The organism is Blautia difficilis (genome assembly GCF_014297245.1).
GTDB lineage: Bacteria > Bacillota > Clostridia > Lachnospirales > Lachnospiraceae > Blautia_A > Blautia_A difficilis.
Genome location: NZ_JACOQG010000028.1, coordinates 15,849 through 38,994, shown reverse-complemented (window position 1 = coordinate 38,994; position 23,146 = coordinate 15,849). Strand labels below are relative to the sequence as shown.

The window sequence follows — 23,146 nt, the reverse complement described above, 5'->3', positions numbered from 1 at the left end:
ATTCACATGATTAACAATATAATCAATTATTGACTGAGAAACCGTCTCATCCTTATTCTCGAAACGTATTCCTTTGTAGTAATGTCCATTTACTATCGAGAATTGAAAATCATTCAATACTATGGAGCTTGGTATCCAGATAATTTTATTCTTAAATTTTAACAGGGGAAATTCAGTAAAATTTCCACTTGTCACGTTAACATCCATCGAAAAATAATCTATATAACTCATTACAGAATCTCTCGAGATTCCTATTTGCCTCCCTAATGCTAATATTTTGACGAGATCATACTGACATACATATTCCAATTCACCCACCATAGTCGACGAAGCCAACATATACTTCTGCATACAAAGCCTACTCAGATAATAAAGCAATGCCAAAAATGTGGCCAACTCATCTTTGCTCCCAATAATCACTTTATTCGTATTATCATCTAAGCTTCTAAGTGAAGACGACGATATCTTATTTAAGTCTGACATTACACGTTTCTTACACAACTCGAAATATTTAGTATCAATAACATTTGCCATTCTATTTAGTATATTATAAAAAATATAAATCTTCTGAGGATGTTTTATTAACTCTTTCACATTGATTTTATCATGCAAGTATTTCTCACATTCAACAAATATTTCTTTTTCTACCTCAAAATTCAAAGTATCATCTAAACCATAATAATATAATAATTCTTTATGATATTTTTCTGAAATAACAGGAAAATAGAAACCATATGTATTATCATCTTCAGGTTTTATCATTACCTTTGAAGCGCAATCACGTATTTCTCTTATTTGCTCTCCCCGCTTAAATTCGTCGTGCAATTGTAATACATACTCAACAAATGAATATTCTTCACCTAAACTAGGAACATACCTTTTCTTTGAAAACAAAATCTTCCTATCGGATATGAGCACCCTATGTATGTACCAATATATAGCTTCTCGAAGAGGATTTACTAAAATGAGATATTCATTAGAATCACCCAATCCCGCAGCTAAAGATTCTTCAGATTTCATTTTATAGTTCATTTCTAACACGATAAGTGGAAAAAGAATCTCATAATAGAAATCATGATTAAATAACTGTAATTTTTCAGAAAATACTCTGTCGACATCATTTTGTATAGCATCTGCAATTTTCTTTCTTAATTCATACTCTTGCTGTCTCTCCATATACCTCACCTTTTCTCATCAAATAATGTTCTTCTTAGCATGTTTTTCCATACGGAATTCCTTATAATCTATTAAATATGAATTGCATTCGTTTTTACAACTGGAATTTATTTCTCTCTTAGAACGAATTTTTTGAAGTAAGAAAGCAATACTTTCCACATATGATTACAATGAACGAACCGATATAGTATCACAAAAGTTTTATGGAGTAGCTGTTTTCTTACATAACACTGCCAAAGGTAAGGAAGGATCAGGTGCTTTCTTTTCACAATAGATGACATTGGTTTTGCATCCAAGATAACGATAAATTTCCATCGCCTGCGATGACAATGCATAATCACAGGTAACAAAATAGTTACATTTTGACGCATAACAGATATGATCAACATCATAAAAACCACTTCTAATGGTTCTGTAAAACTCACGATCATAAGTAGGATAAAAAGCTTTATATGTAAACTTTGTGCGCTTCTCAATTTTATTTCTGTGATAGCCTAATGCATTCATTAGTATAAAAAGAAGCCGAACCGCTTCTCTAATCTCGGAAAAGGTTCTTTCCTTTTTACAATAATCCTTAAAGTCCTCAACTGGAAAACGAGAACCACAAATCTCGTAAAATACCCTATTAATGCTTTCGTTATCAATCATCTCATTCTTCGGATCAAATAACTGTGTAGATGTTAACAAAGAAATTTCCTTTCTGTGTGTTTCCACCTCTTTTTCGTCCCATCTGAGTAATCCACACGTTTTTTCCTCTAGAGTCTCAAATGTAGCGCATTCTGACTCTTCAGCATACTGATTCAAAACCTGAAGTTTTTTCGCACGGTCAAAGCACACTTCTACAGGTTCTGTGAGAATTTTGAGACATCCGTCCCGAACCGGAAGGACTTCGCAGTTGCTACAAATTTTTGAAATATTATCTCGCCGTTTGCCCTCAAATATAGAATTGTCCATCCTACATACTTCCTCCATATGAGTAGGACTATACACAAATTGAATTTCATCCATTTCGGCATAATTATACAGTTGTGTGTGGAAAACTTCATTACTCTCATATAGTTGATAAACGCCAAAATCCATATACACAAGCGTTTTCTTTTCCAATACACATAACGGAATGTTCTTCGTCTGAAAGTCTCTACAAGTTGTTTTTATTTCAGTGTTCAGAATGTTGTCGATAGACCGTACTCTGTTCCATTCGTTCAGACTAATTTGAAGTTCCTTACGATCTTTTTTTTCCAGATATTTCCTTAACAACTGAACACTTTTTATCAATTCCAACCAGTCCACTCCGCTCGGACACTCATCCCACTGTTCACAAAAACCAACCGCTTCTAAATAATAATCTGCGATTACTGCTTCTATCTCTAATTTTTGTGTTTTCTCCATATCATCACTATGCATATTTTTAGCAATCATTTCTAAGTCACTAAAAATAGTATAAGGTAAAACAGAACAAATATCACATCTTAGATTAATCTGATTAAGTCCCTTTTCTGTCATCAAAATGCTCGCATAAGTATTATATATATCGATAATAAACAAAACATTCTGGTGTTGAGCATTTCCGGTCTGCGTATTTTGGTACATCATTTTCCGGATTAGGACATTCATGAAGCTCATGTATCTTGTCCAACAGGTGCAGCAAGGCATAATAATATTTCATCAGTATTAAATCAGCACATCGATCCTTTACGTTTTTCAACTGATTTTTTTCTCTTTCTCGTTGATACAAGTACATTCCCGCATAATTCGGCAAATCTTTACAGACTTTGCAAACCCAATTAATATCATTATCCGTACCTTCACAGGCAATATGACTATTAAAATTTTCGCTCATATTACACACTCCTTTGCACAATAAAACATTTTCATCTATTTTTAACTTACAAATACCAAGTTGCAAATCTCATTTTGCATTTCTATATGAAGTTACAATATGACTTGGTGCAAATAATACTGATGCAATAATCAATAACACTGAACTACTCATAATCCCACTAAGCAGGAATAAAATTGAAAGAATAATTGCACAGTAAATCATTCCATCATAGCCCTCCTCAAATACCGATTGAACAAAATCGCTGCGCGATGGCCTGCCAAGGCTGTAGTGCAGTTTTATTTTTATTAAAAAGCAGAGGAATTACTTTTCATAATCCGTTATTGTTAAGTTACCACACGAAACAACTGAACTAAGAAAGCTCCACTGCCTATGATAAGAATAACATTTTCCAGTCTCTTCCGCAATCGGAATTATGACGCTAATGCACCTCCGAATAGGTAGATGTAATTATTAACACTACTTATTTTGGAGGTTTTATTATGTATAACGATATTTTTGAATCTATCCGCAATGAAGCGGAAAAACGTAACCTGCGTGAAAGAACTATTCAACTGTATTGCTCTGATGTCAGTTACTTCCTTCGTTGGATCGGAAAAAATGTTTCTGATCTTACACTTGAAGATGCGGAAAGTTTTCTTACTGCCAAACGTCTGGAAGGAAGGTCTCCTGAAACTCACAATCACTATCGGTCTGCAATAAAGTTCTTATATAAAAAGGTGCTGAAGACTGTCTGGGATGATGACACTGTTCCAGCTATGAAAAGAGAGCGCAATCTTCCTGCCGTTCTGTCCCGCGATGAAATAAATGCAATCATTGACGCCACTCCGAATCTGAAACATAAAGCGATTATTGCAACTATGTATTCTTCCGGATTACGTGTATCGGAGGTTGTTCATCTTCATTATGATGACATTTCACGTACCAACATGACAATTCATGTTCGTGAAACCAAAGGAAGAATTGACAGGTATACAATTCTGTCTCAAAAGAATTTAGACCTTCTCACAGAGTATTTGTACAAATGTGGTCGTCCCAAAGATATCCTTTTCCCAAGTTCCTGGTCCGGTGGATATCTTGATATAGCCAGTGTTAACCAGTTCTTTAAGAAAAGTGCTAAACTCGCCGGCATTAACCGTCATGTTTCCTCTCATGCGTGCCGTCATAGTTTTGCCAGCCACTTATTCGAAAGTGGCACAGATATAAAATATATCCAGTCACTTCTGGGACATGTTGATCCTCGCTCTACAGATGTTTACCTTCATGTGAGCAACAAGACAATTCTGGGAATCCGCAGCCCGTTCGACAACCCGGAAGGTGGTGAATCATGAGTAAGGATTGTACGATTCAGGATGTTTTTCATCGTTTTTATTCATCTTTTGAATCCACACATAGTATTTCTCCCGCTCAGAGAAAAGCCGCTTACCACATCATGAATTGCAAAACCGGCGCCTTTGGTGTGAATGTAAGCGTATGCGAGGACTGCGGCTGCATATCAGTCCACTATAACTCCTGCCGTGACAGGTGCTGTCCTATGTGTCAGGAGTTTCCAAAAGAAAAATGGGTAGATGCACGGCGTGAGGATATCTTAGATGCTCCTTATTTCCATGTGGTTTTTACAGTTCCGGAAGAACTTAATCCCATTATCTACAGCAACCAGAAAGTCTTATACACTGCTCTTTATCATGCGGCTTCAGATACTCTCAGTGAACTTGCTGCTGATTGTAAATATCTTGGGACTGATATCGGCTATATCTGTATCCTTCATACATGGGGAAGTACCATGAATTTTCATCCTCATATCCATGCGATTGTTCTTGGTGGAGGGCTGGATGTGAAAAATCATTGGAAAGACAACGGGAAAGATTTTTTCCTTCCGATTAAGATAATCTCAAAAACGTTTCGTGGAAAATACATGGCTGAACTTAGGCAACTTTGGGAAAATGACAAACTTGAATTTCATGGCTCAGCTGCCTTGGAAAAAATCTATCCGGTCTTTAAATTATGCTTTGATTTTCCAGAAAATACTTTGTTTTTCATGAGTATGAATACAATTTTTACTTATTTCCGTATCTGCGAAAACTCTTATAAATAAAAAGCAGTAAGGCTATTGCCATCACTGTATACATTACCATTACAAGCGGAATTTGTCGAAATACACAATTCCCAATCTGATAAATAAGTGGGACTTTTACACTTGCCTGTACATTTGTCAAAATTGTTGGTACCAAATTGAAAAGCGTTGTATACCCAGAAAGTGCCCGTCCTATAAATGGCAATAAGCAATATAAAAAGAACGGAATGCAAACAGCGACACTAATTGTATGCATTTTAGCCGCTACTAACATAGACACTGAAGCCGCCAGCATACTGGCTATAAATCCACATACAACTGTCAACAAATAGTATTGTCCATATGACATAATGTAAATACTATATGCCTGATACATTTGATAGGGTGTATTCATACCACTGGTTCCCATAACTCCAAAACAAATCACACTAAGTAATATAATTCCCATACAATAAATCATAACTGTCGTAGCTATTCCTGCCAGTATTTTTGTTTTAACAGCTTTTGTACGTCCATACTTTGTAGAGAAAAATACTGCATCTGCTTTTGTCTGAAAATCATCTGCAAATATTCCAGCACAAATAAAACCAACTATGATTGCCAGAATAATGGAATACGTTTCTACATACATAATCATAGTATCCCACGAACTATAAGATTCGTATTCTACTGGTAATTTTATTTCATTATATTTCTTTTCCAAGTATTTTTTCTGAACAGAAGTCTTTCCATATTCTTCTGCCATCTTTTCCATATTTTTATGATAAGTGTCATAGAACTCTTGTATATTTTCTTCTGTAATTTGATTCAGAACACTTTCATCATATTCTGCATCCGGTGTTAATACCGATATTATAAAACTCCTAATATCATCTATCGGTTGCAATGTCGTTCCGTAAATTGCATTTTCTTCTGAGGATTGTGTCACCGCATTTTTATTTTGTTCTATAACTTTTCCAAGTTCATCTTCTGTCAATGTACCTTTCCATGCTCGTCTGTTATCTGTAAGTTTTCTTGTTGCCATAATTCCAGTACTAGCATTTCCATTCTCATCCACATAGCGATTACTTGTAACTGCAAATCCGCTAAAAATGACAGCAAGTATCAATGCCAATCCGATTGCAAATACATTAATTTTCTTTGAAAAAATTCGTTTTAATTCTAATTTAAGCATCTTGTTTTTCCTCCGATTTTTCTCCAAAATAAAATAGAAATGCATCTTCCAGATTTTTTTCTACAGCCACAGCATCTTCTGTTGGCTTTTCTATTGAAATAATTCTAAGCTCTGCTCCGGTTTTTGTTGTTTTTATATTTCCAACCAAATATTCATTCATATATTTGTCTATCATACTTCTCGAAACATTACATTGCCATACCTTTTCTTTCATAGAAGATACTAAATCTTCCGCAGTACCTGCATAAAAAAGTTCTCCATCTTTCATTAACATAATGTTATTCGCAATGTACTCAATATCCGATACAATATGTGTAGACAAGAGCACCAAACGTTCTTCCGACAATTCACTAATTAAATTACGAAAACGTATTCTTTCATTCGGGTCTAATCCAGCGGTAGGTTCGTCCAGGACAAGAATTTGCGGATCGTTTAACATCGCCTGTGCTATTCCTACACGTCTAACCATTCCTCCAGACAAATTCTTCATTTTTCTTTTACTAAATTTTTCCATTCCTACTTGATTTAATAATTGCTTCACTTTTTTTCTGGCAAACGGCATTTTTAACCCTTTTATAGAAGAAATGTACATCATATAATCATACACGGTCAAATCTGGATAATATCCAAAATCCTGTGGTAAATATCCCAGAACTTCTCGGTATTCACCTCCTAGTTTCCATATATCTTTACCATTCCATAATATTTGTCCTTCTGATGGTTGAACAATCGTACAAAGCATACGCATTAATGTGGTCTTTCCTGCTCCATTTACTCCAAGCAGTCCATAAATTCCTTTTTCCATAACACAATTCACTTTATTAACAGCATTTACTTCTCCGTATTGTTTTGTTACATTTTTAAATTCTAATTTCATACGTGTAATCCTCCAAAATTTTTTTCATCAAATACCAATGACTTCTGAACACAAAAAATAAAATATACAAAAGTCAATATCAGCATAGCCACCCATACCGGAGTTACAATTTTCTGATAAATAACATCATTTGCAACAATCATCATCCATAAACCAACCCATACCAGACAGGAAAGCACTGCTATATATTCTGATTTTTCCCATCTGCTGTACAACACACGAAAACATATACAACATGAAACATTTACCGGAAGTAAAAAATTAACCACCAAATCACTTAACGAGAGTATTGTTGTTTGATATGTAATTGCCAAAAACGCCATAACAATCACCAGATCCACTACTCCAAACATTAACATTCTTGCTGTACAAATCTGACGCAGTGTGTAATAAGACGCCTGCTCAATTTCAATCGCACCATTTCTTCTGTTTTTCCAAATTTCCGGGACAATCAGAACCACAAATATTGTGGCAGATATTCCCATAATCCTCATCATATCTTTTATGTCTGACGTATAATTACTCAACCATATCCATAGACACATAAGAATACAACCTTGTAAAATCCACCATCTTTTTTTTATGAATTTTGTCTGCTCATACAAAAATTCAAAATAAGATGTTCTATGCGATTGTTTCGATAAAATTGACTCTGACAAAATATTCTGACATGCTTTTACTGTTCTGTTTTCTGCTTCAATCCTTACATATTTTTTTTCAATCTCCTCTTTATATTCCTTTATTTGTTGCTTATATTTCATCATAGTTTTTCACCTCCAACTCTTTCATCAAAAGTTCTTTTGCTCTTCCAATTCGATATTTTACAAGCGAAAGTTTTATGTGAAGTAATTCTGCAATTTCTCTTTGTTTCAATTCTTGAAAAAAATATAAAACTGCCGTTTCTCTAATTTCTTCCGGTAACTTTCTCACTGCCTGTTCAATAGTTAATCGGACTCCTAGCTCTTCTACATGATTTTTACTACAGTCCCCTGATTTTAGCAGTTCCTCTGATGGAATATCTTTTTTCTTTTTGTAATAATTTTTAACAGTATTTCCGGCAATTGTATAAAGATAATTCTTAACTTTTCCATATTCTTTATATCTATATAAATTGGAAAAGAAACGTGTAAACACTTCTTGTGTCAAATCCTCTGCCTCATAGGGATCATTGATATGTAGCAAACAATATTGATATATACTTGAGTAATATTTTTTGACCAGTTTTTCACACGCATCTTCATCTCCTGCTCTTGCTAGATGTACTAACAAAGAATCAGTTTTGTATTCCATTCGCAAATTTGCCTCCCTCTGTTTTCTATATAATATAACAATCCTACTATAAAAAAAGTTAGGATTCTTTTTTGTTTTTATTTATATTTTTCTAAATATTCTTCCAAACATAAATTTTCTTCTTTCATTATTTTAGCGACAGTCGTTCCAACATAACGGTAATGCCATGGTTCATTACTAATTCCTGTTATATCCGTTTTATCTTCCGGGTAACGTTTTACAAACCCATATTTATATGCATTTTCGTCTAACCATTGATATACTTTTTCAGAAGAACATTTGTCGGTATCCGCATTAATATCAACACTCAGTCCTAATTGGTGTTCGCTTGTATCGGGAATTGCAACATATTTCTCGGCTCTTTTTTTTGCTTCTTTCGCAGAATATCCTTGTTTTTCATATTCATTGATTTTCTCGTCCATAATTTTTTGTTGTTCTTCTGTTGTTCGATATCCTTCTCTAACAAACAGTGCCAGCCCCTCAGCTCTTGCATCATTAAACATTTGTTGTAATTCTGGATAAATCCGTGAATCTACTTTTTTACCATTCGATAATTCTGTCAATTCTACTTGATAATTATTTGGAATATAATGATTTCGATTGACCAAAATAAGATTCCATTCACCCGAAGTGTCTGCAAAGGACTTTTCTGACTGCAAAATTTTCGGTAATGTTAATTCTCCAACCTGCACATCGATTTTTATTGTTCTCCACATTACAACGGTTATTATGATAGTCATTAAAAGAATGAATACACGTAAAATATTCTTTCTTCTGCGATTGCTGTATCTTCTTTTGTTCATTTTCTCTCCCACATTTTCATTATCAAAATATTTCTACTTTTAATATAATTAACAACCAAAACAACAAAAGAGTTAGTATCTAAACTTATTTATCAATAAAAAGTTTATTTTTTCTCAATTCCAGCTCAATTTCCCCTCAATGCCTTTTTCCTCCGATTTTCGTATGCTTATCTCACAGCAAAACTGTACCACACCGGTACGACCTGCTGAATCAATCAATACGAAAAAAGGAGGGGATAAACCATGCAGAACAATATCCGCAACACAAACCTGCGCTTTAATCTGGACAAAGAACAGCAGCGGAGAGCCTGGGAATATTTACAGACGATGGACAGGCAGGATTTTAAATCTTACAGTCAGGTAATCTCTCTTGCACTGGTAGATTATTTTGACCGCTACTACCGCACACAGGCTGATCCTTATCTGGAAACAAGAGAACGGGAAGAACTTTTTGTGAAACAGATTGTAGATGCAGTGGAAAACAGTCTGAAACAGGCATTGCCACTTTTTCTTTCTGGACTGACTGCAGGCATGGTGCAAAGGGAGCCCCAAATCAGGGCGTCCTTTCCAGCACCTGAAAATTCACAGCCAGATAGTGATGTAGACTGGGATTTTCTTGGAGAATAAACCCTTTTGATTGGAGGTGAACACATGACTGACTTTCTGACAGCAGACACCAACCTGCCATCTTATATGATGTTTCCCCGTTTCCTTCTGGACATGGAAATAAACGAAACTGCCAAAATGCTTTATATTATCCTGCTCGACCGGGCAAGGCTTTCCCAGAAAAATGAGGGCTGGTCAGATACAGATGGTCATGTGTTCATTTACTTTACGATTGAAGCACTGGCAGAAGTTCTCCACAAAAGCCAGATGACTGTTAAAACTGCTCTGGCAGTACTGGAAAAACAGGAGCTTATCTTCCGAAAACGGCAGGGACCCGGACAGCCTAATCGGATTTATGTAAAACTCCCAAAAGAAACCATCCACTATACAGACAGATTTCTTTCCCTAAGACAGACAGAAAACTGTCCTATTGACAGACAGGATTCTTTCCCTGATACAGACAGAAAACTGTCTGGTAATAAGAAAGAGATAAAAAAGAACAATTTAGAAAAAAGAGGGAGTAAGGATCCACTCTCACCCTATGGAAAATTTCAAAATGTTTTTCTGTCAGAAAAAGAGCTTGAAGATATCCGGCAGACAATCCCTGACTGGCAGGATTATATTGAACGCTTATCCGGTTATATGGCTTCTACCGGAAAGCAATACCAGAACCATGCAGCTACCATCATCAGCTGGGCAAGCCAGGATCATCCTGCTTCCCGGCAAAGAAATTACGAAAGTGAGGAATACGAAACATTATGACAAAATTTACAGAAAAAGCAACCGCTATAACACCAAACAGAGAGATTCAGCCTGATGAATATTTTAACGAAACAGACCACCTGATCTACTGTTCCAAATGCAATACGCCAAGACAATGCCGGCATGAATTACAGGAAAAGGTTCTTATTCCTTCCATCCGCTGTAAATGCCAGCAGGAAATCTTTGAGCAGGAAGAGGCCCAGAGAAAACTTCATGAAAAACAAATGGAAATAGAGCATCTTAAAACCAGCGGCTTACAGGACAAAGCACTCTATGACTACACTTTTGCCAGGGATAACGGCATCAATCCGGAAATAAAACTGGCACACAATTATGTAAGCAATTGGGAAGAGATGAAAGCAAACGCTTCCGGACTTCTCATCTGGGGTGATGTCGGTACTGGAAAATCTTTTTTGCAGGTTGCATTGCCAATGCCCTTCTGGAAAAAGGCGTTCCTGTACTGATGACCAACTTTTCCCGGATTCTGAATACCCTTACCGGAATGCATTTTGAAGACAGAAACCAGTTCATCAACAGCTTAAACCGCTACAGTCTTCTGATTATTGATGATCTCGGAATTGAGCGAAACTCTGACTTTGCACTGGAACAGGTATTTAATGTGATTGACAGTCGTTACCGCAGTAAAAAGCCCCTGATCATAACGACCAATCTCACTTTATCAGAGCTGAATAACGCCGCTGATATTGCACATAAACGAATTTATGACCGTATTCTGGAGAGATGTATTCCTGTCCGTATCAATAACCGGAATATTCGTCAGGACAACGCAACAGCTAATTTAAAACTGGCAAAAAGAATTCTGTTGAACAATCATGCTCCGAACCAGAATTGACTCGAAGAAGTATAACGCAATGATTATTTTTCACTGACAGTGGTACTACTCTCTTTCCTCATTTATTACCAGAAATATGCCACTGTCAGTTATCTAAAACCATAGTACCAAACCAAAAGATTTTAAAACCAAAACTGCCCGGATACGGGCATAAAAAGGATTTACTGCTTCTGAATTTAAAACTGCTCAGAAACAGGGATGGGAAAAGCAATATCGCTATAAAGTTGGGAAAAAGAAAGAATATCTGACTTCCTCTGTTGCACAGGAAAAAGGATATGAACGGATTGATAAACACCCCAAGAGCAGCCGATATGGCAGACAGAATCCTATTTCCCAACAATGGAACAGTGATGAACAACTTTGTATCTGGCGGGCAAACTGGGCAGATGCCGTAAATAAAATGCTTGCACGTAATCAGATAAATGCTACCATTGATCACCGCAGCTTTGCAGATCAGGGAATCACCGAACAGCCAACCATCCATGAAGGCTACATTGCCCAGAATATGGAAAAGAAAGGCATGATAGCAGACCGCTGTGAAATTAACCGTCAGATTCGTGCGGATAACAAAATGCTCCGAGACTTAAAAGCAAAGGTAGCAAAACTGGCTGAAGCTGTAGAAAAGTCTGTTCCGATAATTGCAGAAACATTGGAAGCAATCCGAAATCACATGATTTTTACACAATATCATTTGCTCCACAATGAGATGCAAAAAGAAGTGATCCATGACTGGATGAATCATTTTAATCCAATACTGAATAAATACAACACCGTTAAAAAGAAACTCAAAGCTAAAGTTACAGAACGGAAAGAGCTGAATGTAAAAAAAGAGAAAACCAGTATTTTGAATCCCATTCAGCATATAAAATTGAATCAGCAGCTTACCACTGTTACCGAAGAAATTGAAGAACTGAAATCAAGGAAAGAGCAGCTAATCTTCCAGGCAAAATGCTCTACCGATAAAGATATGACAAATCTATCCAAGAAATATGACCAGATGAATAACAATCTTGATATCCTTGATTCTCAGGACATCTCGCTCAAAAAACAGCTTGAAAAAGATGCCGCCGCTTTCCGGGAAGAAAAATTTCGTCCTGAACCTGAACAGTATACAGAATTGCTGGACACCAGAATCCAGATACGTCCTGATTTCCGGGATAAACTAATCGAGCAGCTCAAAGGTACTTTTGGTAAGTATTATGACTATCACCGCCGTGATATTGCCGCCAATGAGGTGGATTATCTCAATGTGGAAGATTCGGATGTCTTCTCCCATCGTGCATGGGAACTGGAATATCAGAGGAAACGGGAAATACGGCGAAATCAGCCTGCTCAATCTAAGAAAAAATTTTTTTATGGCAGTTGCAAAGGAACAGATTCGACAGATCATCTGAGACTCATTCGGCAATCCAAAATTTTTTCAATTCAAATAACTTTAAGTTGCCTGTCATAAAAATATTTGAAAGGAATTTTCGTTTTTCGATGCCATTCTCTGTTATACCTTATGCATGATCCTTTGTGCCACATATCAACAAGGCAGGGCATTTGATTTCATATGGCAGATTCTTTTCCCGTTACCTCTGCCAGAATATGATAGCCATGTCCTGGAATTTTTGCTATTATCCTATATTGTTAATAAATTCATTACCAAATTAACCATAATATCCTTTTCCGATGGATTAGACTCTGCAATCATCAACGTAATAGCAACCATCGCTCCATCGCTTATTCGCTTTGTTCCATCCTTATATAAAAAATTATTTTTATTTAAAAATTCCAAAAACAATGAAGCAGCAATTCTCTTACATCCATCGGCATAAGGATGATCTTTTATCATAAAATATAATAAGTTAGCAGCTTTTTCCTCCAACGAGGGATAAACATCTCCTCCAAAAACGCTCTGGTAAACTGCAGCTAAAATCCCCTCAACTTTTCCTTCTTCTTTTTCAATGCCAAAAACATCAGAATGAAATGTATCTTCCATAGCCTCTACCATCCTACGACATTCTTCATATGTTATCCTATAAATTGGTTTACTTCCCTCTGGCTTATTTAGCGATTGATGGTCATATTGATCTAATAGCATTAAAGCCTCTGTATACAAATTAACTGCTTTCAACACATCTATTTCCTCTACTTCCAGGGTTGATGCCAACATTTTAGTTTGTATACTTACTGTACGCTGCAATGCCTCCAATCTCTTTTCATTAATTGCATATCCCTGGATAATATATTGTTTAAGGACTTTGTTCGCCCATTTACGAAATTCCACCCCTCGATTAGATTTTACCCTATATCCAACAGAAATAATCATATCCAGATTATAATGCTCTACCTGGTAAATTTTACCGTCTAAAGCAGTTGTCGCAAATTTTGCGACAACTGAATTATCCAACTCTTCTTTCAATGCATTATTAATATGTTTACCAATCGTCTTCACGTCTCTTTCAAATAACTCAGCTAACTGATTTCTGTTAAGCCATACAGTGCTATCTTTAACAGACACATTAAGTTTTATCTCCTTATCTGCCGTTTCAAACAAAATCAATTCATTTTTCATAATAAATTTCTCCTACTCTAACATTAGTGCCTTTTATGGTAGCATCCAGATCCACAGTAGCTCTGGAATCCAGACCAACGGATATAATTTATAGATTTCATCCTCATATTGAACCGGAACGGTAATAGAAAGAGATCTTACAAACTTCTCAACCTGCTCTACTTCTTTCGTTTGTTTATGAAAAAACATGTGAACCTCAGGCTCTTCATATTTCTCATTCTTATTCATAAATAATTTCATATGTATACCCACTACAATATTATCAAATTATTGCACTCTACTTTGTTCTACTTTCATTATGAGTAATAAACGTGCTCCAGGGCGTTTTCTTTCAGCCTAATTCTTTTCAATGCTTTTCAGATAACTCCGCACCACTCCCAGGCCCCCTTCGGGCACACAGAATATCTCCCTGCGTTTTCCACACTGTTCATATACTTCTTCCAGATCAAACCACTGAACTTCCTCTACTTCTTCTGTCTGAAGAACAAGTTCCGCTGTATTCACAGGCTCCTGATAGATGTAGACAAAAGCAATTTCTTCATCCCGAAACATTTTTCCATGAAATTCTTTTGCGAAAGATATGGGGAAGGTTCCGGCAAAGTGCAGCTGTTCCGGTGTTGCGCTGATTCCCAGTTCTTCTTTCAGTTCCCGAAGTGCAGATTCCAGTGGTTCGTCTCCTGCCTGGATGTGTCCTGCCGAGGAAGTATCAAATTTTCCCGGAAAAGAATCCTTGTTTTGTGAGCGTTTCTGTAAAAGAATCTGCACTCTGCCCTCTTTTTTCCGAATAATCCATATGTGAGCTGTTCTGTGGGGAATTCCTTCTGCATGGGCTTTTTCCCTTGATACAATCTGTCCGGCAGGATTACCTTTGCTGTCTATAACGTCAAATAATTCCATCTATTTTTCCTTCTTTATTTGTAAAAATTTCAAACAGTCATGTCTCTGTCAGTTCTTTATTTTTCGATGAAGTGAATTCTTTCTGGATCAAACCGGTCCTGCTGCGGTCTTGTCTCTGCCGGATAACCCAGTGCAAACATGGAAAAAACTTTTACATTTTCCGGAAGACCCAGAAGTCTGTGAACTTCTTCCATGCGTTCTTCTACCGGAGCAATGCCAAACCATACCCCGCCCAGACCAAGAGTATCTGTTTCCAGCCAGATATTTTCTTGGGCAATGGACATGTCAATCTGTGCAAAAGATGGTGCAACAAGTCCTTCTGTATGATAGACCGGTACGATCACTGCAGGTGCCCCTGCTGCACAGCCGGTGTATGGTGTTACTTTGGACAATTTCTGGATTTTTTCTTTGTCTGTTACCACATAAAATTCCCAAGGCTGCTGGTTACATGCACTTGGCGCCTGCATTCCCGCCTTCAGGATTTCCATGATTTTTTCCTTTTCTACTGGTTTGTCTTCATATTTTCTTACACTGATTCTGTGAAAAATACTGTTCATAACTTTTCGTCTCCTTTACGAATCATTCAGTTGATCCTATTATAGCATGTATATTTTATAAAGCCTCAATTTTTTCAGCTCTTCCGGTATTTTACAGAAGGGTAGCTTCCTGTACAGATCGGCAGCTACTTTAATTTCCTGCACGATTTTCTCTCTATCCTGTTGTTTTCCCATCTATCTTTTCCCATTCATCACTATAATATAAAAAACAGCACCGGACAACTTTTTTTGTTATCCAGTGCTCATAGTCTTAAAAAGCGGTTTTATGCTGGCTGTCAGCCGTGACATCCTTCCGAATGTCTAAAATGTCGCCGGTATCATTAAGTCCCCGGCGCGAACTCACCGCATCTCCCTGTGGGCGTAATACCCTTCCGAGTATCAAATAGTCCCTGTAAGCTGTATCTAATTATGGGAAGATTTTTCTATATCGCAGAAAAAAGTTTTACTCCCTCACTTCAAGCCACTGGTCAATGTTCCCAAAATGTACCGCCTGCAGGTTGTCTACATCAACCAGTTGCGGGAAGCTGTTTCTGATGATCATGACACCATTTTCCTTATCCTGTTTTTCTCCACCGCCAGCGATGCCTCCCATGGTCCTATCAAGTGTTAAAACCGTTCCATCTTTATAACGCACCTGGTCAATACTAGTTCTGGCATAAAGATCCATGCCATAGTCCGTACCTGTGTACTCAAACTTGTTTTTTTCATCTTCATACACCTTCATAGCTTCATCATAATCAAGATATAATGACCATAAAAGGGGCGTTACTTTCATTTTTTTCATTAAGAATTGTTTCCTGTACAGCATCCCCACAATCAGAATCATTCTTCAGAATGGACTTTGATATATGATACAGCATGGCTTCTGCATCCCGAACCTCCTTAATAAATACATCTTTTGTCATAACTTAGTCTTCTCCTTTTGTCCAGCCGGATTACTACACGTGTTTACTTTTTACTTTTACACTAATTAGATGCATCGGGAAGAGGATTGGTTCTCATAAAATTATCTTAGGATTTTGTAACTCAAAAATACAATTTGCACATATACAATGATACAATAAAAATATAAAAATTATAGCAATTCCTACACGAAAGGGGGCATGTTTTATGAGAAAAAGAATTAGTTTTATTTCTGTGCTTACCATGTTTCTGGCAATTGGTTTTGTAATTATTTTTTCCAGACCCGTAAAAGCAACGGCAAATGGGGGCATATTAAAAGCAAATCGGACATACGCAGCATATGATGTTACCGGTGATGGAATGAAAGATAAAATCAGAATCAGAGCAGCCAATCAAACCGACGATGAAGCATATACGTCACTTACTGTATCGGTTAATGGAAAAACAGTTTACAGATTAAAAAATACACGTTTTTATAATGTTATAGCAAATATTTATACATTGAAAAACGGACAGCCGTTTTTATATCTCTATGCACCAGCCGATAATGGTGACGGACCTGTATGTGCATTATTAAAATACACAAACGGAAAGTTCAGAAAGGCCCTTGATTTCACTGAAATTATGGCAGGATACGGAAACCATCGCATAGGCGAAGTTACCAACTTAAATGGAAATAAGATTGTAATTACAGAGAGCATCGTTTCTTATTCTCTTGGTATCAATGCAATTAATTTCACCTACAAATATGTCAATGGAAAATTTGTTCCGACAAGCAGATATGGATCCTATAAAGAAATATATTCCACAGACGGAAGCAGCCGATATTTCACAGTAAACAGTGATCTTCCGGCATATGCCAGACCAGGCGCTACTGCGGTAAACACGACACTGAAAACCGGATCATTAACGAAAATCATTAAATGTGCACTCATAAGCGGAAAGATGTATATTCAGTTAGAATGCGATGGAGAAATCTACTGGATTAAAGCGCTGGAAAATCCACCGATTGCTGATAACGAAAGACAATTTATGGAAGTTAGATATGCAGGATGATATCATTAATTATCTTTCCGCATATGAATATAAAGCTGTCTCCCAGTCGGGGGTGCGGACGTTTTCTTGGACTAAGTTGCTATTCCTAGACTACGTCTATACTCAAGTGGGCTCATTCCACCAAGTGACATTTTGATTCGATCTTCACATGATATGGAATTGTAACCGTCTTTGAATAGATAATATGTTCTTACAAATCTCTTGTTCAAAAATGAGTTTTTTTCAAAAAAGCGTATGGATTTAAAACTTCCATACGCCTTTTTATATTCTGCTTTTCAAATTGTCTAAAAGTTGACTAAAAATATATCACCGTTCATATGATACAATAATTTCTTTGCTATCTGCTGTTTTATAATCAATTGTTCCCAAATTACCAATCAAGTCAAATGTCATATCTGCATTAACCTGCAATTCATCTTCAAGTTTGACTGCCGACGGCTCATCTTTTAGAAAAACTGTTAATCCATAAGGCTCTGTTTCAGACTGTATCTCTATACTGTCATATGAGTATCCCTCTGGATACTCTTGACCGCTTACAATATTTATAACATTTGAAGAATCTCCTACATAATCTGTCTTATACTGCGATAAATCAGGAATTTCGTACAATTTTTCTTTTTTTCCGCACGCTGAAATCAACATGATTGATACGGCAACTAACATAATTGCAAGTACTTTTTTCTTCATAGAAACACCTCCCGAAATCTTTATTCAACACTTTTCGATTTGAGTAAAAGCCCAAGGGACTTTAATGTCCCTTATGCTTTTCTCTTTTCTTGCGCCGTTTCAGTTCAAACATTCGCTGCTCTTCTGCCTCTTTTCTCTTGCGGCTTTTCTCTTTGCGTTCCTGCTTGTTCTGTTCCTGCTGTAATTTCAACGCCTGTTGCGATTTTGTACCAATGCCTATTTCCAGCATCTGCTTCTTTGCTTCCCGCTGCATCCGTTTCGGATTTCTTTTGATATCCTTTACAACAGTTTCAACAACCGGACTGAATTTCAAACTGAAGTACCACTTTTGAATATATTCCTGTACTTCACAATCTTTTGGCTCTGCACCAAATGTTACCTTTGCCGCAGATAGTTTACCATCTTCGATGCGTTCAAAGATCCCCACCCAAAACGGCTCCTCAAAAAATACTGTCAGCTTTCCATTTACTTTGTCCATAAGAATCCCTCCTAAAATTGATTGAACAAAGAATGGACAACCCGGAGGGGCAGGTTACTTACCCTATTTATATAGGACGGCCGGGCTACCTACCGGCTCTGGCACATCAAAGATGTACGTTGCGTTTTTATCTTTGCTTTTATAATCAAGCCATATGGCACGATTAACTTAATTCAGAAACTTCTAAGTTGCGTTCCTCAAAAATATTCTTCTTACTTCATAAGATTCTATCTTTTGTTCAAATCATACCATATGATTAATGCATTTTCTATATACTTTCTTTATAATCAGCAAAAAGCCTCGAAGGAGCTTTCCACGTTTTAAATGTACACTAATTCTCTTAACACAACCTCTTCTGCATCATTCCATATTTCCCATGAAGAATGTTGTAAATTAGTACTATCCACAACGATAACAGGTAATTTAATTATTCGTATTTTTTCCCGATAATGTAAATCGAAATTACCATACCACCTAATATCATAATTAAGAAAATTTTATTCAAAATATCCCATAAAGCTATATTGAAACAATTGATTATTATAATACCTGCAAGAGGATATAGAACAACCGTTGCAAGTGTCCATATTTTTAAAGTTGTGCAGATGTATATCCAATTTCCATTGTTAAAAGATAAACCAACTAGATGTATTCTAAAAATTCCCTGTGAAACATAATTTATCTTGTTGGCATCATAATATGTTGGTCATATGTCTTTTGCAAAGAAACAAAACCATGCACCAAATAAAAGCATTCCCCCGGTAACCAGCAATATATCCCCTTTCATCTCAGCGTTCGTTCTGCAACCCCATCGTTTTTCTCCTATAAGCAGCCGCAATTTTCGGTGGCATGTTATGGCCGCACTGCTTTTTTTGATTGAATTGCCACATCGGACAGTAATCGAGTAGAGAACGTGCCCTCGCCGGGTACGAAAAAAGGGATTTCTGCTCCCGGCAACTGATTGTCCGGATGGCAGAAATCCCTTTTCTTTTTATGAACGCTCCCCGTTCCCACTAGGGACGGGTGTGCCGGAAGACAGTTTCTTTGCCCGGTAATATTCCTGTTTCTGGGCATACATGGACAAATCTGCTGCCTTGGTAAGCTGCTCTACGGAAAAATCCGGATGGTCGCCGGCAAAGGCGCACCCGGAGGAAATACTCAGCGTCCCCACCTTCGTCCCGGACCAGGCCGCCGCAATCCATTGGATCAGAACGCTGACAACACTAAAGAGCGCCAACAGAGCCACCAGCGTTTGCAGCAAAAAGGCGGTGATATTTTGGTGCAGGCTTTCGCTGACATCTATGCCTTGCAGGTACAGCTCCTTGAAGATGGCCTTTCGCAGAAACAGGATGCACAGAATGCCCACCACTACCGCAACGGTTTCTGAATAGATCAGCTGCTTCCGGTTTCCGGACTCTTCCATTGCCGGAGGACAGTCGCATAGCTGCGACAATCTGTTTTTCATCGACTTCCTAGTCAGAACCCAATGGATGCCGCAGCATAGGGAAGCTGCAATATAACGCGGCAAAAACGCACAGCCCATGAAGAAAGGTGCTGGTAGCCGCAATCCCCGCAATGCCCAGATAGACATACCTGCGAGGCTTCCGAAAATAAAGGTCAAAGAGCCAACCGGCTCCCGCCGCAAACAGCACGCGGGCAAATGCCAGCATTATGGAGCCAAGGGGCATTCCGCTGGCAAAGGGAGAAAATATCCGGTCGAGCTGGGACAGGCTGTAGGTGCCGTTCCACATGGACGTGACCGCAAAAACGCATACCACCGGCACACTCCCCTGTGCCCCCAGTATCATAGCCGCCACAATCACCAGAATGTGCAACGTGGTGGTGGAAATGGCCGGAAGCTCAATGTATCCCAGATAGGAAAAGGCAAACACCGCTTCCCAGGCCATTAGCATCAAGATGATCTCCTGCAATTTCTTTTTCGTCAGAGCGATCCCATATCGCTGTCGAAAACGCTCCATATAAAGTTCCTCCTTATGAACATATTGCTGACGCCAGCTAATGTTTTATACGCTATACCCAAAGTTCAGAAAGAACCACTACACTGCACCTGTCTCATTTTTTATACTGTTTTTACTTTATCTTCCCACGTTTTTTTCCTTTTTTCAAATAGACATTCTTAATATAAGAAAGCAGAACCTCTTCTCCATGATCGTTAAGGATTCGCAAAAGAGCCTCCAAATCTCTCTTTGTGTCCGGATGGATAAACCAAAGTCTTTCTTTACTTTTCAGGAAATAACTCAAAGGCTGTGTATGGTCATATTTATCCCCTAGATAATTCCGGGAAGCACTGATTCGATCCATCACCATCTCGGCAACATATTTACGGGGCATAGGAACGCCATTAATAATATGTTCATCTCCCGGTACATAATCTACCCAATATTCAAAATGATGCTTGTTTCTTCCCTTATGGTGAAGCCAGGATCGTGAAATGCCTGTAGCTTCCCTCTCTGCATTATTGGGGCTTCTATCCCCCTGATAATACTTACATCCAACCAAAAACTCCACAGGCTCATATTTTGACAGATCATGAAGCAGTCCCTGTTTATAAAGCCCGATACGAAAACAGTAACGCATCACCAAAAGCTTATGTCTGGTGATTGTCTTAAAGTGCAGCCATGGGTGCATTTTTCTCTCCCTCCTGTTTTGCCAGAAGCACTACGATGGTACGGGGTGCAATCTCCAGCTTCCTGCTATATTTCTCGCCATCATTGCAAAATCCATTGGTCTTTAGCATACTTGTATCAATTACTTTTTTCCAGCAGCCCTTTCCCGGCAGGTTGGGAAGTGCCACACTTCTGTTTTCCCAATGGAAATTATATGCAATATAGACAGAATCATCATAAGTTCCATCTTTCTTTCTGGCATAAGCACCGTAATACATAATTCCCAGAAGTCTGGAAGTATTCTCAGAATTCAGGAACCATGCCCTTTCCCCATGTACAGATACATCCGGCAGGCCTCTGGTCTGGTAGTCCACTCCACGTAATTCTCCGGGTGTATGGAGAATGGGATGTTCCTTTCGGAAAGCGATCACTGCCTTTACAAATTCCAGAAGACTCTCATTCTTTTTGAGCCCCTTCCAGTCGATCCAGCCTATGGAATTGTCCTGACAATAAGCATTATTATTTCCATTCTGGGAATTACCGATCTCATCTCCTCCATAGATCATAGGAACCCCCTGGCTGAGCAATACCATGAGAAAAGCATTTCGAAGCTGTTGTTCTCTAAGCTGCCGGATATTCATCTTACGTGTAGGACCTTCTACTCCACAGTTCCAGGAATAATTATAGCTGCTGCCATCCTGATTGTTCTCATAGTTAGCCTCATTATGACGATAATTATAAGTCACCATATCATTCAGGGTAAATCCATCCTGACAGGCCATATAGTTGATCACTGCATATCTGTCCGGATTTCTCCTCACATGCCAGGCAGCTCCTTCTACCATCTCCTCGTCACTTTTCAGGAAACGGCGCATATCCTGGAGAAATCCGGGATTATACTCAGCCACACATTTATGGGCTGGTTCTTTCTTTCCCCGGATATCCCGTTCATCAAATCCGTGGAACATCAGCTTACTGTCACTGAGAATACCATCCTGCATCAAAAGCTGTACCGGTGCTCCATCTCCCAGCACATGAAATCCATCTACATGAAAATTCAGTTTCCAGGACTGTAATGCCCGAAGGGCCAGAAACGGGTTTGTTCCTGCCGGAAAATACATCTCCAGGATGCAGGCAATTCCGGCTTTATGCATTGCCTTTATCAAATGCCTGAACTCCTGTGCCGGATCATTCGTTGCACTGTACGAACGCTTTGGTGCCATATAATACCCTGCTGTATATCCCCAATAATTCACCTTTTTATCAACTTTTTTCTCTGATACCATACTGCCGGCAGAATACTTTTCCGGTACAGTCTCCATAAACTCATATACCGGCATCATCTCTATTGCATTAATCCCCAGTTCCTGCCAGTAAGGAATCATTTCTTCCAATGCCTGAAAGGTTCCTTTTTTTCCCTTAATCTGGCTGTTGGCTTTGGTATAGCCTCTCACATGAAGCTTATAAAGTATCATTTCATGATAAGGAATATTAAGGCACTGATCCCCTTCCCAGTCATAGTCTCCCGAGTTCCAGAAAGTGCAGTGTACTTTATGATCTTCAGGATCTGTCTCTGCCCCAAAACGCTCTCTCCCTGAAATCCCATAAGTCCATGGATCTATATACACCTGTCCATCCAATAAAAAATTATATTCATATCCCTCCGGCAAAAAATCCGGCAGAAAAAGAGAATACACCTCCCCTGCCTTATTCTCACTGGTAAACGGAATCTCCATACAGGGTTTCTTTGACCTTCTTTTATAGAGGACCAGAGAAGCATTCTTTCCTTCAGGAACCTCCACTGTAAAATTATATCCTCTTTCCAGTCTGTTCACCCCTGGCAGCAAAGGCATTCCCTTCTCTGTCTTATATCTTCTGCTGTCAGCCATTCTTCAATGTCCTCCCCTGTTTTTAATATAATGCCTG

At 38.1% G+C, this 23,146-nt stretch carries 24 protein-coding genes and 4 pseudogenes; 7 read left to right on the top strand and 21 right to left on the bottom strand.

All coding sequences use genetic code 11. From position 1 onward, the window contains the following. From H8Z82_RS14055 to H8Z82_RS14045, 3 genes are all read right to left on the bottom strand, one after another. Window positions 1-1,176, bottom strand: a 1,176-nt coding sequence (locus tag H8Z82_RS14055; RefSeq protein ID WP_186995447.1) for a hypothetical protein, incomplete at its 3' end; no start/stop codon positions are given. A 201-nt stretch (window positions 1,177-1,377) separates the two neighbouring features. Beyond that, entirely contained in the window at window positions 1,378-2,721 is a 1,344-nt protein-coding gene (locus H8Z82_RS14050) for a hypothetical protein (protein WP_207724685.1), read from the bottom strand. Then, window positions 2,699-3,016: a hypothetical protein gene (locus H8Z82_RS14045; RefSeq protein WP_186995445.1), complete on the bottom strand. Its 318-nt coding sequence runs from the start codon at window positions 3,014-3,016 to the stop codon at window positions 2,699-2,701. The genes H8Z82_RS14050 and H8Z82_RS14045 overlap by 23 nt, the downstream gene beginning before the upstream one ends. Before the next feature lie 482 nt (window positions 3,017-3,498). Between H8Z82_RS14045 and H8Z82_RS14040 the strand changes: the two genes are divergently transcribed. Both H8Z82_RS14040 and H8Z82_RS14035 read left to right on the top strand, forming a co-directional pair. Beyond that, window positions 3,499-4,347: a tyrosine-type recombinase/integrase gene (locus tag H8Z82_RS14040; protein ID WP_186995444.1), complete on the top strand. Its 849-nt coding sequence runs from the start codon at window positions 3,499-3,501 to the stop codon at window positions 4,345-4,347. Further along, window positions 4,344-5,018, top strand: a pseudogene (locus H8Z82_RS14035) (IS91 family transposase); the annotation flags it as partial. The gene H8Z82_RS14040 and the pseudogene H8Z82_RS14035, both read left to right, overlap by 4 nt. Before the next feature lie 55 nt (window positions 5,019-5,073). On the opposite strand, the gene H8Z82_RS14030 reads toward H8Z82_RS14035, so the two are convergent. From H8Z82_RS14030 to H8Z82_RS14010, 5 genes and pseudogenes are all read right to left on the bottom strand, one after another. Beyond that, entirely contained in the window at window positions 5,074-6,264 is a 1,191-nt protein-coding gene (locus H8Z82_RS14030; RefSeq protein WP_186995443.1) for an ABC-2 family transporter permease, read from the bottom strand. After that, on the bottom strand, window positions 6,257-7,141 hold the full coding sequence (locus tag H8Z82_RS14025) for an ABC transporter ATP-binding protein (protein ID WP_005338319.1): 885 nt from the start codon (window positions 7,139-7,141) through the stop codon (window positions 6,257-6,259). Before H8Z82_RS14025 ends, H8Z82_RS14030 begins: the two co-directional genes overlap by 8 nt. Beyond that, complete coding sequence (locus tag H8Z82_RS14020) at window positions 7,138-7,905, bottom strand: hypothetical protein (RefSeq protein WP_243176486.1); 768 nt, start codon at window positions 7,903-7,905, stop codon at window positions 7,138-7,140. The genes H8Z82_RS14025 and H8Z82_RS14020 overlap by 4 nt, the downstream gene beginning before the upstream one ends. Continuing rightward, window positions 7,892-8,431, bottom strand: coding sequence for an RNA polymerase sigma factor (locus H8Z82_RS14015; RefSeq protein WP_186995442.1), 540 nt, complete (start codon window positions 8,429-8,431; stop codon window positions 7,892-7,894). Before H8Z82_RS14015 ends, H8Z82_RS14020 begins: the two co-directional genes overlap by 14 nt. Window positions 8,432-8,508: 77 nt before the next feature. Further along, window positions 8,509-9,220: pseudogene (locus H8Z82_RS14010) on the bottom strand (M15 family metallopeptidase). Between the two features lie 257 nt (window positions 9,221-9,477). On the opposite strand from H8Z82_RS14010, the gene H8Z82_RS14005 reads away from it, so the two are divergent. From H8Z82_RS14005 to H8Z82_RS13990, 4 genes and pseudogenes are all read left to right on the top strand, one after another. Beyond that, window positions 9,478-9,861: an adenylate cyclase gene (locus tag H8Z82_RS14005; protein ID WP_117549567.1), complete on the top strand. Its 384-nt coding sequence runs from the start codon at window positions 9,478-9,480 to the stop codon at window positions 9,859-9,861. 24 nt (window positions 9,862-9,885) lie between these two features. Next, entirely contained in the window at window positions 9,886-10,602 is a 717-nt protein-coding gene (locus tag H8Z82_RS14000; RefSeq protein WP_186995441.1) for a replication initiator protein A, read from the top strand. Further along, window positions 10,599-11,455: pseudogene (locus H8Z82_RS13995) on the top strand (ATP-binding protein). The gene H8Z82_RS14000 and the pseudogene H8Z82_RS13995 overlap by 4 nt, the downstream one beginning before the upstream one ends. A 154-nt stretch (window positions 11,456-11,609) precedes the next feature. Beyond that, a pseudogene (locus H8Z82_RS13990) lies at window positions 11,610-12,809 on the top strand (MobA/MobL family protein); the annotation flags it as partial. A gap of 270 nt (window positions 12,810-13,079) precedes the next feature. Here H8Z82_RS13990 and rhuM read toward each other — a convergent pair. The 7 genes from rhuM to H8Z82_RS13960 all read right to left on the bottom strand — a co-directional run bounded on the left by rhuM (window position 13,080) and on the right by H8Z82_RS13960 (window position 16,374). After that, window positions 13,080-14,015, bottom strand: a complete 936-nt coding sequence (gene rhuM, locus H8Z82_RS13985) for a RhuM family protein (protein ID WP_186995440.1) — start codon at window positions 14,013-14,015, stop codon at window positions 13,080-13,082. 33 nt (window positions 14,016-14,048) lie between these two features. Then, window positions 14,049-14,243: a hypothetical protein gene (locus H8Z82_RS13980; protein WP_147612016.1), complete on the bottom strand. Its 195-nt coding sequence runs from the start codon at window positions 14,241-14,243 to the stop codon at window positions 14,049-14,051. A 108-nt stretch (window positions 14,244-14,351) separates the two neighbouring features. After that, window positions 14,352-14,912, bottom strand: coding sequence for an NUDIX hydrolase (locus H8Z82_RS13975; RefSeq protein ID WP_008705766.1), 561 nt, complete (start codon window positions 14,910-14,912; stop codon window positions 14,352-14,354). A 56-nt stretch (window positions 14,913-14,968) separates the two neighbouring features. Further along, window positions 14,969-15,469: a nitroreductase family protein gene (locus H8Z82_RS13970; RefSeq protein WP_008705768.1), complete on the bottom strand. Its 501-nt coding sequence runs from the start codon at window positions 15,467-15,469 to the stop codon at window positions 14,969-14,971. Between the two features lie 39 nt (window positions 15,470-15,508). Continuing rightward, a complete protein-coding gene (locus H8Z82_RS17600) occupies window positions 15,509-15,643 on the bottom strand; it encodes a hypothetical protein (protein ID WP_019161003.1) in 135 nt (44 codons plus the stop codon). Window positions 15,644-15,911: 268 nt separating this feature from the next. Further along, window positions 15,912-16,244, bottom strand: a complete 333-nt coding sequence (locus tag H8Z82_RS13965; protein WP_207724684.1) for a hypothetical protein — start codon at window positions 16,242-16,244, stop codon at window positions 15,912-15,914. Beyond that, a complete protein-coding gene (locus H8Z82_RS13960) occupies window positions 16,207-16,374 on the bottom strand; it encodes a hypothetical protein (protein ID WP_330607981.1) in 168 nt (55 codons plus the stop codon). The genes H8Z82_RS13965 and H8Z82_RS13960 overlap by 38 nt, the downstream gene beginning before the upstream one ends. Before the next feature lie 205 nt (window positions 16,375-16,579). Here H8Z82_RS13960 and H8Z82_RS17395 point away from each other — a divergent pair, with 205 nt between their 5' ends. Then, window positions 16,580-17,428, top strand: a complete 849-nt coding sequence (locus H8Z82_RS17395; RefSeq protein WP_243176485.1) for a hypothetical protein — start codon at window positions 16,580-16,582, stop codon at window positions 17,426-17,428. 306 nt (window positions 17,429-17,734) lie between these two features. On the opposite strand, the gene H8Z82_RS13950 is transcribed toward H8Z82_RS17395, so the two are convergent. From H8Z82_RS13950 to H8Z82_RS13925, 6 genes are all read right to left on the bottom strand, one after another. Further along, window positions 17,735-18,115 (bottom strand): DUF4825 domain-containing protein, encoded by a 381-nt coding sequence (locus H8Z82_RS13950; protein ID WP_019161000.1) that lies wholly within the window; start codon window positions 18,113-18,115, stop codon window positions 17,735-17,737. 61 nt (window positions 18,116-18,176) lie between these two features. Continuing rightward, window positions 18,177-18,593: a YjdF family protein gene (locus H8Z82_RS13945; RefSeq protein WP_019160999.1), complete on the bottom strand. Its 417-nt coding sequence runs from the start codon at window positions 18,591-18,593 to the stop codon at window positions 18,177-18,179. A 991-nt stretch (window positions 18,594-19,584) separates the two neighbouring features. Further along, window positions 19,585-20,058, bottom strand: coding sequence for a hypothetical protein (locus H8Z82_RS13940; RefSeq protein ID WP_186995438.1), 474 nt, complete (start codon window positions 20,056-20,058; stop codon window positions 19,585-19,587). Window positions 20,059-20,065: 7 nt separating this feature from the next. Further along, the gene (locus tag H8Z82_RS13935; protein ID WP_186995437.1) at window positions 20,066-20,572 is read right to left on the bottom strand and encodes a hypothetical protein; all 507 of its coding nucleotides are present in this window, start codon (window positions 20,570-20,572) and stop codon (window positions 20,066-20,068) included. A 112-nt stretch (window positions 20,573-20,684) separates the two neighbouring features. Beyond that, on the bottom strand, window positions 20,685-21,242 hold the full coding sequence (locus H8Z82_RS13930; protein ID WP_019161125.1) for a DUF5662 family protein: 558 nt from the start codon (window positions 21,240-21,242) through the stop codon (window positions 20,685-20,687). Further along, on the bottom strand, window positions 21,220-23,109 hold the full coding sequence (locus H8Z82_RS13925) for an alpha amylase C-terminal domain-containing protein (RefSeq protein WP_186995436.1): 1,890 nt from the start codon (window positions 23,107-23,109) through the stop codon (window positions 21,220-21,222). The genes H8Z82_RS13930 and H8Z82_RS13925 overlap by 23 nt, the downstream gene beginning before the upstream one ends. Window positions 23,110-23,146: the final 37 nt, after the last annotated feature.